This is a genomic window from Enterobacter sp. SENG-6 (assembly GCF_001605945.1).
Taxonomy (GTDB): Bacteria; Pseudomonadota; Gammaproteobacteria; order Enterobacterales; family Enterobacteriaceae; genus Enterobacter; species Enterobacter cloacae.
The window spans coordinates 64,933-77,569 of sequence record NZ_LOMM01000006.1 but is presented as its reverse complement, the minus strand read 5'-3'; the positions used below and the strand labels follow the sequence as shown (position 1 = coordinate 77,569).

11 protein-coding genes, 1 tRNA gene and 1 pseudogene are annotated in these 12,637 nt (G+C 53.8%); 7 read left to right on the top strand and 6 right to left on the bottom strand.

Annotated features, from left to right (window positions below):
* The 4 genes and pseudogenes from AX755_RS25695 to AX755_RS24250 form a co-directional block, all read left to right on the top strand.
* Positions 1-769 (top strand): annotated as a pseudogene (locus AX755_RS25695) (phage tail tape measure protein); the annotation flags it as partial.
* Positions 769-1,254, top strand: a complete 486-nt coding sequence (locus tag AX755_RS04010) for a phage tail protein (protein WP_017384021.1) — start codon at positions 769-771, stop codon at positions 1,252-1,254. The pseudogene AX755_RS25695 and the gene AX755_RS04010, both read left to right, overlap by 1 nt.
* A complete protein-coding gene (locus tag AX755_RS04005) occupies positions 1,251-2,351 on the top strand; it encodes a phage late control D family protein (protein ID WP_032634567.1) in 1,101 nt (366 codons plus the stop codon). The genes AX755_RS04010 and AX755_RS04005 overlap by 4 nt, the downstream gene beginning before the upstream one ends.
* 69 nt (positions 2,352-2,420) lie before the next feature.
* Complete coding sequence (locus tag AX755_RS24250; RefSeq protein WP_042863286.1) at positions 2,421-2,639, top strand: DNA-binding transcriptional regulator; 219 nt, start codon at positions 2,421-2,423, stop codon at positions 2,637-2,639.
* A gap of 136 nt (positions 2,640-2,775) precedes the next feature.
* Here AX755_RS24250 and AX755_RS04000 read toward each other — a convergent pair.
* Positions 2,776-2,851, bottom strand: a tRNA-Ile gene (locus AX755_RS04000).
* A 125-nt stretch (positions 2,852-2,976) separates the two neighbouring features.
* On the opposite strand from AX755_RS04000, the gene mug reads away from it, so the two are divergent.
* Positions 2,977-3,483 (top strand): G/U mismatch-specific DNA glycosylase, encoded by a 507-nt coding sequence (gene mug / locus AX755_RS03995; protein ID WP_020689452.1) that lies wholly within the window; start codon positions 2,977-2,979, stop codon positions 3,481-3,483.
* Positions 3,484-3,585: 102 nt separating this feature from the next.
* Here the strand turns inward: mug and rpoD are convergent, their stop codons facing one another.
* The 3 genes from rpoD to rpsU form a co-directional block, all read right to left on the bottom strand.
* A complete protein-coding gene (rpoD, locus tag AX755_RS03990; RefSeq protein WP_013098777.1) occupies positions 3,586-5,433 on the bottom strand; it encodes an RNA polymerase sigma factor RpoD in 1,848 nt (615 codons plus the stop codon).
* 165 nt (positions 5,434-5,598) lie between these two features.
* Positions 5,599-7,344 carry a DNA primase gene (gene dnaG, locus AX755_RS03985; RefSeq protein ID WP_014833324.1) on the bottom strand — a complete coding sequence of 582 codons (1,746 nt, stop codon included), beginning with the start codon at positions 7,342-7,344 and terminating at the stop codon, positions 5,599-5,601.
* Between the two features lie 116 nt (positions 7,345-7,460).
* On the bottom strand, positions 7,461-7,676 hold the full coding sequence (gene rpsU / locus AX755_RS03980) for a 30S ribosomal protein S21 (RefSeq protein WP_001144069.1): 216 nt from the start codon (positions 7,674-7,676) through the stop codon (positions 7,461-7,463).
* Positions 7,677-7,912: 236 nt separating this feature from the next.
* Here rpsU and tsaD point away from each other — a divergent pair, with 236 nt between their 5' ends.
* Positions 7,913-8,926: a tRNA (adenosine(37)-N6)-threonylcarbamoyltransferase complex transferase subunit TsaD gene (gene tsaD, locus AX755_RS03975; RefSeq protein ID WP_013098775.1), complete on the top strand. Its 1,014-nt coding sequence runs from the start codon at positions 7,913-7,915 to the stop codon at positions 8,924-8,926.
* Positions 8,927-8,957: 31 nt separating this feature from the next.
* On the opposite strand, the gene AX755_RS03970 is transcribed toward tsaD, so the two are convergent.
* Positions 8,958-9,638, bottom strand: a complete 681-nt coding sequence (locus AX755_RS03970) for a LuxR C-terminal-related transcriptional regulator (protein WP_062856333.1) — start codon at positions 9,636-9,638, stop codon at positions 8,958-8,960.
* Positions 9,639-10,056: 418 nt separating this feature from the next.
* Here AX755_RS03970 and AX755_RS03965 point away from each other — a divergent pair, with 418 nt between their 5' ends.
* Entirely contained in the window at positions 10,057-11,982 is a 1,926-nt protein-coding gene (locus tag AX755_RS03965; protein ID WP_224085131.1) for a S8 family peptidase, read from the top strand.
* Between the two features lie 33 nt (positions 11,983-12,015).
* Here AX755_RS03965 and ureG read toward each other — a convergent pair whose 3' ends face one another.
* The gene (gene ureG / locus AX755_RS03960; RefSeq protein ID WP_013098772.1) at positions 12,016-12,633 is read right to left on the bottom strand and encodes an urease accessory protein UreG; all 618 of its coding nucleotides are present in this window, start codon (positions 12,631-12,633) and stop codon (positions 12,016-12,018) included.
* Between the last annotated feature and the right edge of the window lie 4 nt (positions 12,634-12,637).

The window sequence follows — 12,637 nt, the reverse complement described above, 5'->3', positions numbered from 1 at the left end:
CGGCGGTACCATTCCGCGCGGCCAGTTCGGCATCGTGGGTGAGAATGGCCCAGAGATCGTAAACGGGCCCGCCAATGTCACCGGCAGGAAACGGACTGCTGATCTGGCGAGGGTGGCGGCAACGCTCAATCCTTCCCGGACGGAACCGGCCAGCGCTAAACAATATCCTGAACGCGCGGTAGTTCTGCCGCCTGATAGTGTGAACGGTCCGGCAAATCTTCCGGTAATCAATCGTACTACTGAGCTGGTGAAACTGGCGGCAACGGTAAGCCCGGTTCGTGATGTAACAGCCAGCCCGGAGAAACGGCCTGAAAGCAGGTTGATGCTGCCGCCTGAGATTGTTAACGCCCCGGTAAATCGTCCCGGTCGGGATCGTGCTGCGGAGCTGGCTGATATCGCTGCAGCTGTCATGCCAGCACCGGCCCTTGCGGAAATCACGGATAACAGGGCTGACCCGATGGCTATGCGCCAGAAGGTGTTCGCTTCCGTGGTCACTGGGGTAATGGGCCTGGCGGCTGCCCCGGCAGAAGCCGCACCACTTCATCCGTACAGTGTGCCTGTCAGGACGCAACCGGCGCCGTCGCCGAAGGAAGAGAGACAGCCGCAGGTAATTAAGTACGAGATAAGCGCGCCAATTCATATTGTCGCCCAGCCAGGGCAAAGCGCGCAGGATATCGCCCGCGAGGTGGCCCGGCAGCTTGATGAGCGTGAGCGCAGGGCCAGGGCAAAAACACGCAGTAATTTCAGTGATCGAGGGGGTTACGAATAATGATGATGGTGCTGGGGTTGTACGTATTCATGCTGCGAACCGTGCCCTATCAGGAGCTGCAGTATCAGCGCAGCTGGCGGCACGCAGCAAACAGCCGGGTTAACCGGCGCCCGTCAACGCAGTTTCTTGGGCCGGATAACGATTCGCTTACTCTGTCCGGCGTCCTGCTGCCGGAGATAACCGGCGGCAGGCTGTCTTTGCTGGCGCTGGAGCAGATGGCGGAGCTGGGGAAAGCCTGGCCTCTGATTGAGGGGAGCGGGACGATTTACGGCATGTTTGTGATCGAGAGTCTGAGCCAGACAAAAACAGAATTTTTTGAGAGCGGTATGCCCCGGCGCATCGAATTTTCGCTGAGCCTGAAAAGGGTGGATGAATCGCTGTCTGATATGTTTGGCAGCCTCAGCGATCAGCTCAGTAATTTGCAGGACTCCGCCACCTCTGCGATAGGCAGTATGAAAAATACGGTTGGGGGGTTACTGCAGTGAATTTCAGCTCTGATCTCCTGAACCTGAACAGCAAAACCCCCGGTTTCAGCATCACCATTGAAGGTAAAGATGTGACTACCGTGCTGGATGCGCGCCTGATGAGTCTGACGCTGACGGATAACCGGGGCTTTGAAGCGGACCAGCTTGATCTGGAACTGGACGACTCGGACGGGCAAATCGTTCTGCCGCGTCGGGGGGCCATAATTCAGTTTGCGCTGGGGTGGAAAGGTCAGCCGCTTTTTCCGAAAGGGGCCTTTACTGTCGATGAGATTGAGCATAGCGGCGCGCCTGACCGTCTCACAATTCGCGCGCGTAGTGCAGATTTCCGTGAATCCCTTAATACGCGGCGTGAAAAGTCCTGGCACCAGACAACGGTGGGCGAAGTCGTGAAGGAAATCGCGGGCAGGCATAAATTAAAGATGGCGCTGGGAAAGGACCTGTTGGACAAGCCTGTCGATCATCTTGACCAGACTAATGAAAGCGACGCCAGCTTTTTGATGAAGCTGGCGCGGCAGTATGGGGCGATAGCCTCCGTTAAGGACGGCAATCTCTTGTTTATCCGTCAGGGGCAGGGCAGAACGGCAAGCGGTAAGCCGCTGCCGGTTATCACCATAACCCGCCAGGCCGGTGATGGTCATCGTTTTACCCTGGCTGATCGCGATGCCTATACGGGGGTAATCGCCAGCTGGCTCCATACCCGTGAGCCAAAGAAAAAAGAGACGGCAAAGGTTAAGCGCCGTCGAAAGAAAACCACTGCGGCAAAGGAGCCGGAAGCAAAACAGGGGGATTACCTCGTTGGAACGGATGAAAACGTGCTGGTACTCAACAGAACTTATGCAAACCGCAGCAATGCAGAGCGAGCGGCAAAGATGCAGTGGGAGCGCCTGCAGCGCGGGGTTGCAACATTCTCCCTGCAGCTCGCAGAGGGAAGGGCTGATCTATATACCGAAATGCCGGTGAAGGTGAGCGGCTTTAAACAGCCCATTGATGATGCCGAATGGACCATTACCACGCTGACGCATAGTGTCAGTGCAGATAATGGTTTCACTACGACTCTGGAGCTTGAGGTAAAGATAGATGATTTAGAAATGGAATGATAATGTTCACAAAATAGATGTTCGTGTATCATTGTGGGATTGCGGGTAATGACTTGGGGAGAAACGGATATGATGAATTGTCCGAAATGCGGACACGCGGCACATACTCGCAGTAGCTTTCGTGTATCAGATAATACGAAAGAGCGTTATTGCCAGTGCCAAAACATTAACTGTGGAACCACTTTTGTTACTCATGAAACCGTAGTGCGCTTTATCGTAACACCCGGACAGGTCGATCATGTGCCTCCGCACCCTTTAAACGGTGGTCAGGGGCACATGAATTTTTGACAAACTAACCCGCTTCGGCGGGTTTTTTATTGGTGGCAGCTTATTTCCTGCTGCCATTTTGCTGCCAACGATGAAACCATAAACAAAAAAGCCACTCGCTAGAGTGGCTTAATTATATGATTCTAAAGCTAAAATTTGGTGGCCCCTGCTGGACTTGAACCAGCGACCAAGCGATTATGAGTCGCCTGCTCTAACCACTGAGCTAAGGGGCCGTGGCGGTGGATTATAATGTAACTCCCCGCAGCAATCCAGCCATTCACACCCGCCTGCTGTTTTTATAAACAACGCATAATCAATCCTTTATACTTCCATGATGATGTATCAATCGGGAGTAAATATGATCAACGATATTCTGGCCCCGGGGCTACGGGTGGTGTTCTGCGGGATCAACCCCGGTAAATCCTCGGCGCATACCGGTTTTCACTTTGCTCATCCGGGGAACCGCTTCTGGAAAGTGATCTACCAGGCCGGGTTTACCGACCGGTTACTCAAGCCTGAAGAGGAGCAGCATCTGCTGGATACGCGCTGCGGGATCACCATGCTGGTGGAGCGACCAACCGTGCAGGCGAGCGAAGTCAACCTGCATGAGCTGCGCACTGGCGGGCGGGAACTGATTAAGAAGATCGAAGACTACCAGCCTGCCGCGCTGGCGATTCTGGGGAAACAGGCCTATGAGCAGGCGTTCAGCCAGCGCGGGGTGAAATGGGGTAAACAGGCCATCACCATCGGCGTGACGCAGGTATGGGTGCTGCCAAACCCGAGCGGACTTAACAGGGCAACGCTGGATAAACTGGTGGAAGCTTACAGGGAGCTCGACGAGGCGCTGGTGGTGCGGGGGCTTTAGGGGCCTCTGCGGCCTGATGCCTCGTCCTGGCCCTCTCTCACAGGGAGAGGGAATAAACAAAAAAAAAGCTCCCGATTGGGAGCTTTTTGCTGTTTACCTGGATTAATCGTCCAGGAAGCTACGCAGCACTTCAGAGCGGCTCGGATGGCGCAGTTTACGCAGCGCCTTCGCTTCGATCTGACGGATACGTTCGCGGGTAACGTCAAACTGTTTACCCACTTCTTCCAGCGTGTGGTCGGTGTTCATATCAATACCGAAACGCATACGCAGTACTTTCGCTTCACGGGCGGTCAGGCCAGCCAGAACGTCGTGCGTGGCAGCACGCAGGCTCTCGGTGGTGGCAGAGTCCAGCGGCAGCTCGAGGGTGGTATCCTCGATGAAATCACCCAGATGCGAATCTTCATCATCACCGATTGGTGTTTCCATGGAGATTGGCTCTTTGGCGATCTTCAGCACTTTACGGATCTTGTCTTCCGGCATCAGCATGCGTTCAGCCAGCTCTTCCGGCGTCGGCTCGCGACCCATCTCCTGCAGCATCTGGCGGGAAATACGGTTGAGCTTGTTGATGGTCTCAATCATATGCACCGGAATACGGATGGTGCGCGCCTGATCCGCGATAGAGCGGGTAATTGCCTGACGGATCCACCAGGTCGCATAGGTGGAGAACTTGTAACCACGACGGTATTCAAACTTATCTACCGCTTTCATCAGACCGATGTTGCCTTCCTGAATCAGATCCAGGAACTGCAGACCGCGGTTGGTGTATTTCTTGGCGATAGAGATAACCAGACGTAAGTTTGCTTCAACCATCTCTTTCTTCGCACGGCGGGCTTTCGCTTCACCGATGGACATACGACGGTTGATGTCTTTAACCTGCTCGATGGTCAGGCCGGTCTCTTCTTCAATTTGCTGCAGCTTCTGCAGACCGCGATGCACGTCTTCTTTCACGTCGTGCAGTTTTTCAGACCACGGTTTGTTCATCGCGATAGCCGCGTTGAACCAGGTTTCGCTGGTTTCGTTGCCGGTGAAGAGGGTGATGAAGTTCTTCTTCGGCATTTTGCACTGCTCAACGCACAGCTTCATGATGATGCGTTCCTGGGTACGTACGCGATCCATCATCACGCGCATGCTGTTCACCAGGTAGTCGAACTGTTTTGGCACCAGGCGGAACTGTTTGAAGACTTCAGACAGTTTCAGGATCTCTTCCTGGGCAGCAGCGTGACTGCGACCTTTGGCTTTGATGGTGTCACGCGTCACTTCGTACTGGGTACGCAGCTCGGCGAACTTCTCACGTGCCAGTTCCGGGTCGATGCTGTTGTCATCATCGGCGCTGTCGTCGTCGCTCTCTTCTTCATCTTCGTCTTCGTCGTCATCCATCTCTTCCTGAGACAGTTCAGAACCGACGTGAGTGGCGGTTGGCGCCATATCTTCTTCAGCGTTCGGGTCGACAAAACCGGTGATCAGATCGGACAGACGCGCTTCTTCCGCTTCAACGCGATCGTACTGCTCCAGCAGATAGGTGATCGCTTCCGGGTACTCAGCAACAGAGCACTGAACCTGGTTGATCCCGTCTTCGATGCGTTTTGCGATGTCAATTTCGCCTTCGCGGGTCAACAGTTCAACGGTACCCATTTCGCGCATGTACATGCGGACCGGGTCAGTGGTACGCCCGATTTCAGATTCCACGCTGGACAGTACCTGTGCAGCAGCTTCTTCCGCATCTTCGTCAGTGTTGTTGGAGGTTTCAGCCAGCAACAGATCATCGGCATCCGGTGCTTCTTCCATCACCTGAATGCCCATGTCATTGATCATTTGGATGATGTCTTCGATTTGATCTGAATCGACGATATCTTCCGGCAGATGGTCATTGACCTCGGCATAGGTCAGATAGCCTTGCTCCTTACCACGTTGGACAAGAAGTTTCAGCTGTGACTGCGGGTTTTGCTCCATAAGACGGTATCCACACTTAATTCGTTTGATTGGTGTCGGCGATGGTTTGCCAACCTTTAAAGCGAGGGCGTACTTATATTTTTGCCGCTGCCTCTCAGTGCGGCTGCCGGGGGCTTCCCGATCGATATTCGGCACTTAAGCCGTTAAATACTTTTGTCTTTTTGCTTATTTCTTCGCCAGTTCCTGGTTTATCATCCAGAGCTCCCGGCGTTCTTCGCTGCTCAAACCGTGTGTGCGCTCGCGAGCAATCAACTCTTCCTGGCGCAGCTCGAGCATCGAATCAAACATATGGTTGAGTGAGTCGGTGAACGTTTTTTCTGCAATGTCCTTATCTGCTATATCGTCCCACATCGACAATTTTTCAAGGGTAGCGGCCTCTTTTGTGCCGCGATAATGTTCTAAAAGTTGTCCGGTGGTCAGACCTGGCTGAGACAAACATGTGTTGACCAGTTCTGAAAATAAGCCAAGCCCGGGCAATTTTTCGTGGTTCAAACCCGCCAGCGATGGCACTTGCGGTGCAAGTTCGGGGTTTTGGACCAGTAACCCTATCAGTATACGCATGGTTGTGCGTTTTAGCTGAGGCGCGGGGCGAACCGTGCCGTTTTCAGCCTGTTTTGGCATTAAACGTTCAAGCTGGCTGTCATCCAGAATGCCGAGCTTGTTGCCTAACTCCTGACGCAGATAGATGCGCAGCGTTTCGCCGGGCACCTGGCTGATTAACGGCAGCGCCAGCGTGCTGAGCTGCGCGCGCCCGTCAGGGGTACTTAAATCAACCTGCGGCATCAGGCTGTTAAACAAGAACGTGGAGAGAGGCTGAGCCTGCTCCATCCGCGCTTCAAACGCCGCTTTGCCCTCTTTACGCACCAGCGTATCCGGGTCTTCACCGTCGGGCAGGAACATAAAGCGTAACTGCCGCCCGTCGGTCATATAAGGTAGCGCAGTTTCCAGCGCACGCCAGGCGGCATCGCGCCCTGCGCGGTCACCGTCGTAGCAGCAGATGACGTTGTTGGTCACCCGAAACAGCAGCTGAATATGATCGGCCGTGGTGGACGTGCCCAACGAGGCTACTGCGTAATTGATGTCATACTGCGCCAGCGCAACGACATCCATATACCCTTCGACGACGAGAAGGCGCGGAGGTTCCGCATTTGCCTGCTGCGCCTCATAAAGGCCGTAAAGCTGACGGCCCTTATGGAAAATGTCGGTTTCCGGGGAGTTGAGGTACTTGGGCAGGGCATCACCCAGCACGCGACCACCAAACCCAATCACCCGGCCACGCTTGTCGCGGATCGGGAACATCACCCGTTCGCGGAAGCGGTCGTAGCTTCGTCCCTGGTCGTTGGTGACCAGCATACCTGCGTCGATCAGCGATTTACGATCTTCGCTATTGCCGCCAAAACGCTTTAACACGTTGTCCCAGCCGGGCGGGGCGTAACCAATAGCGAAACGCGCAATGACATCGTCGCTCAGTCCGCGCTTGTTCAGATACTGACGCGCAGGCTCAGCCGCAGAGTGCTTAAGAGACTGTTGGTAAAACGAATTCAGGCCATCCATCAGTTGATACAGCGTTTGACGCTGATGGCGCTCTATCTGGCTTGGTCCACTGCCCGCTTCATACGGCACTTCAAGGTTGTGCATCGCCGCCAGCTCTTCGACGGTTTCAACGAACTCGAGCTTGTCGTAGTTCATTAAAAAATCGACGGCATTACCGTGTGCGCCACAGCCGAAGCAATGGTAAAACTGCTTTTCACCGTTGACGGTGAAGGAGGGGGTTTTTTCGTTATGGAAAGGACAGCACGCATGGTAGTTCTTGCCCTGCTTTTTCAGCTTTACCCGCGCGTCGATAAGATCGACGATGTCGGTTCTTGCCAGCAGGTCATTGATGAAAACGCGTGGGATTCGTCCGGCCATATGCCCCAAAAGTTTTTAGCAACTCATAAACGAAAACAAGCCGCGCATTCCTTCCGGAAGCACGGCCTTACGACTATTACTCTGTCTGTCAATTGAGGACTGTCGCCCTCAACGGATTAGTACAGACGAGTACGGCGTGCGTTTTCGCGAGCCAGTTTCTTCGCGTGACGTTTCACTGCAGAAGCTTTAGCGCGCTTACGTTCAGTCGTTGGTTTTTCATAGAACTCACGACGACGAACTTCAGCCAGAACACCTGCTTTCTCGCATGAACGTTTGAAGCGACGCAGTGCTACGTCGAACGGCTCGTTTTCACGTACTTTAATTACCGGCATGTAACTCTCACCTTTGATAAATTCGGTTTGCCGCTGGCATCAACGCCAGCTTATTTCAAAATGGTGCGGAATTTTACTGCAAATGCTGCTGCTTTGTAAAGCACCGACGCGTTTTTGAAAGGGACTTTTATAAGGGGGAAGAGTATACACGAGCGGATGTCCTGGGGCGAACAAAGTTTTACATCAACCCGCCCAGGCTCTACACTGCGCGGTACTGAAACGAGGTAAAACAAGTCATGCGTGTACTGGGTATTGAAACATCCTGCGATGAAACCGGCATCGCCATTTACGACGACGAAAAAGGGCTTCTTGCCAACCAACTGTATAGTCAGGTGAAATTGCATGCTGACTACGGCGGCGTCGTGCCTGAACTGGCCTCTCGTGACCACGTGCGTAAAACGGTTCCCCTGATTCAGGCGGCGCTGAAAGAGGCCGGATTGAACTCAACTGATATTGATGCCGTCGCCTACACGGCAGGCCCGGGTCTGGTCGGCGCGCTGCTGGTCGGTGCGACGGTGGGCCGTTCCCTGGCTTTCGCGTGGGATGTTCCTGCCATTCCGGTTCACCATATGGAAGGGCATCTTCTGGCACCGATGCTGGAAGAGAATCCGCCCGAATTCCCGTTTGTGGCGCTGCTGGTCTCTGGCGGCCATACCCAGCTGATTAGCGTGACGGGTATTGGCAAGTATGAGCTGCTGGGCGAGTCGATTGATGACGCTGCCGGAGAAGCCTTCGACAAAACCGCTAAGCTGCTGGGTTTAGATTACCCGGGCGGCCCGATGCTCTCGAAAATGGCCTCGCAGGGCACGGAAGGGCGTTTTGTCTTCCCGCGTCCAATGACCGACCGTCCGGGGCTGGATTTCAGCTTCTCCGGCCTGAAAACCTTCGCCGCCAATACCATCCGCAATAACGATGACAGCGAGCAGACCCGTGCGGACATCGCTCGCGCATTTGAAGATGCGGTGGTCGATACGCTGATGATCAAGTGTAAACGCGCGCTGGATCAGACCGGCTTTAAGCGCCTGGTGATGGCGGGTGGCGTCAGCGCTAACCGTACGCTGCGTGCGAAGCTGGCGGAGATGATGCAAAAGCGTCGCGGGGAAGTGTTTTATGCGCGCCCGGAATTCTGTACCGATAACGGGGCGATGATCGCCTACGCCGGGATGGTGCGCCTGAACGCTGGCGCAACGGCGGATCTGAGCGTCTCCGTACGCCCACGCTGGCCGCTGGCAGAGCTGCCGGAAGCTTGATCGACGCTCCCGTCTTAGCGGCGGGAGACGTTTACATCCCGATCTCAAACATCTGGTTCTTGATGATCAAAGAGTAAAGCTGGCAATCGTTTTGTACGTCCAGCTTTTCCATCGCCCGGACCTTATGTGCGCTGACCGTTTTGATGCTCAAATGCATAAACTGTGCAATCTCCTTCAAATTTAACCCCTTACATATCAGGCGCAGCACGTCAATTTCCCGCGGAGAGAGTTTCTCCACGTCCGTCTTTTCATAACGGAAAAGCATATTCACCAGCTGGTTTTCGATATAAATCTCGCCTTTCAGGACCGTGGTAATCGCCTGGCTTAAGGTTTTCTCGTTGATATCACGTGATAAGTACGCTCTGACTCCTTCCTTTAGCGCCTGACGGATAAGCGTGGCGTTTGCATAAGGCGAGAGCAGAATAATATTAAGCGCAGGGTAGGTCTGTTTAAGCCATCTCAAGAGCTTCAGCCCGTCCATTCCTCCGAGCGGAGGGCGGCTGAGGCTGGTTGTCAGCGAATAGCCAAGTATAGCGATATCCGGATTATGCTGGCCAAGAAGCGACTGAAGTTCAGCGGAGGCCGCTGCCTCACCGATCAGAACGCACCTCTGATCCATGCCAACGGCGGGTAACGAGAGGGACTGCATCATGGAGGATAAGCCGCGTCGAATTAACGAGGATTCTTCAGCGATAACGATTTTAATGTCCATAATGATGCGTCGTATTAACCCATTTCATGAAATGGCGGGGCCAACGGCGGTTGGAGCACCTCGCAAGATATAATGTTATTAAAATTCATTTTGCGGTAAAGTCGCAGCAGCAACGAGAATATTTTTAATGCCGACGGCTCTTGATTATTTCATAATGATTAAGCTTTACGTTTTTTGTATCTAAGTGTATCGTTGCATTGCGAAATATAAATTAACGCAGTATGGAATTTTCTTAATTATTTAGAGAAAACTCTGTTCATTAGAGTAGGCCACTCTTATTCTTCGCGGTCCGTGTGTCAGTGATACTGAAAAAGGAAAAATTTCAATTCACACAGGAACCGTGATTATCATGAAAAAAAGCGCTTTATCTCTTTTTATTTGTGCAGCAATTTCATTCTCTGCTGCGGCTGAAACTTTGGTGCAAAATGAATTTGCACAGGATAATGCCACCTACACCGCAATTGTGCTCAAGCTAAAACCGACGACAGGTCTGTTAAAAGCCACAAACAATAAAATTACCTTGAGCGACGCTTCCCTGACAACCACAAATATGTTCCGTCCGACTAACTTGCGTAGTTCTACTCAATCCTCTGAATTGACGGAGCTTAATAAACGCTATGGTTTTGACCGTTATCTGCGCATCGAGTTACCGAAAGATAAAAGTCAGGATAAAACATATATTAACCATATTATCACCGAGCTTGAACAAAATCAGAACGTAGAGTTTGTGTACCCGGAAGCAGAGCCGGTATCGCTGGATGACACGGCCCTTACGCCACAGTTAAAGTCCTCACTGAATGATAATTTAACGTCTGCTGCCGTTCCGGATTTCCGCAATAAGCAGGATTATCTCAAAGCGCCGGATATTAAGCGCACCGGTTACTATATGGGGGGCGTCAACCGCGACAGTGTTAATCACTATGCAGGCAGTGCGGGTGAAGGGGTAACGATTATTTCGACGGAGATTGATGCCTGGAATACCAGCCATGTCAATTTACCGCCGATGAGCCTCAGCTCTGGCAAGACAACGTATGTTGAAAAGCACGATCACGACACTGCTTCAGTGGGGATTATGGCGGCGAAAGATATGGGCACCGGTATTCGCGGTTTAGCCTGGAAAAGCCGGATGGGGTATGCGGCCTCCGCGAGTAATAACCTCTATAATTTAATCCCCCAGTTAAAAGCGGGTGATGTGGTGCAGATCGGGATACAAGTTGCGGGGGGTTATCCGGCGGGCTGCCAGAAGGATTGCTGGGTCGCAATGGAATCCCAGACCGCCTATTACGATATTATTAAGGCACTGACCGACAAAGGTGTTCACGTTATTGAGGCAGCAGGTAACGGAAATATCAACATGGACAGTCCAGGCTTCCAGGGGCGTTTTGACACGCATGTTCAGGACTCCGGGGCTATTCTGGCGGGTGCGTTTTGTGCGAAAGACGGTAAAAAAGCGTCGTTCAGCTCCTATGGCTCGCGCATCACCAGCTCTGCCTGGGGCTGCTGGGATGTGGTGACCACCGGTTATGGCGATCTGTATAAAAACGCTGGCGTTAACGATTCCTATACCGCGACTTTTGCCGGAACCTCTTCCGCGAACCCGATTATTGCAGGTGTGGTAGCAAGCCTGTCAGGCATCGCCAAAGCCAACGGTATTACCGTGACACCGCGTCAGATGCGTCAGATTCTGGCGGAGACCGGTACGCCGTTGGCGAACGGGGATTCGGCAAAAGTGGGAACACAGCCTGACATGGAGCGTGCGGTAGCCCGTATTATGGCGCTGAAAGACGGTAACACCCCTGTCGCTCCGGCCCCAACCGCTGCGGCAGGCGCGGATTACACCATGGTCTCCCCGACCACGGGCGTGAGCACCTACCCGCTGGATGGCAGCAAGAGCCTGAATGCCAAATCCTATAACTGGAGCGTGACGAAAGGGGCGGAAACCTTCTCGCTGGAGGCGAACCTGAACGGCACGCTGGTGAAGAGCGTGGATAGCGCGCATGCCTATGCCGTTATTCCTGCCAACAGCGAGGGAGAAGCGGTCTTCACGCTGACCACAACCGGCGCAGATGGCCGGACCGCGACGGACAGCATGACCATTAAGGTCACTAAGCCTGCGGTACCCGCGAAAGACGACACCACGGAAAAAGATGACACGCCGGTAAAACCTGCCGCACCGGCCTATAACGCCAAAATCGCTTATCCGACCAAATGCACCAAAGTCTCCTATAACGGTAAAATTTGGTTCAACCAGTGGTATGTCAACCCGGGTCAGGAAACCCCGGGAACCGGCGGCCAGTGGGGCGCGTGGCGCGAGCAGGGTTCTTCCAGTAACAGCTGTAAATAACCCTCACGGCCTGGCATTGCGCCAGGCCTTTTTTCAGATCCGCAGCATCCCTTTCTCTTCCAGAAACGCAATAATCGTTGCCAGACCGTCACCCGCCTTCAGGTTGGTAAAGGTCCACGGACGCTCGCCACGCATGCGGTTGGTGTCGCGCGCCATCACCTCCAGAGAGGCACCCACGTACGGCGCGAGATCGGTTTTGTTGATCACCAGAAAATCGGATTTGGTGATCCCCGGCCCGCCCTTGCGCGGGATCTTCTCCCCTTCGGCGACGTCGATCACGTAGATCGTCAGATCCGCCAGCTCCGGGCTGAAGGTGGCGCTCAGGTTATCGCCGCCGCTTTCGACGAAGATCAGATCCAGATTGCCGAACTTCTCGCTGAGCGCTTCCACCGCGGCCAGGTTCATCGAGGCATCTTCGCGAATGGCGGTGTGCGGACAGCCGCCCGTCTCTACGCCCACAATGCGCTCCGGCTCAAGCGCGCCCGCTTCGGTCAGAATGCGTTGATCCTCTTTGGTGTAGATATCGTTCGTCACTACCGCCAGATGATACGTGTCGCGCATCGCCTTGCAGAGCGCTTCCAGCAGCGCGGTTTTGCCCGAACCGACCGGGCCGCCCACGCCAACGCGCAGGGGATGTTTGTAATCAGCCATGTTG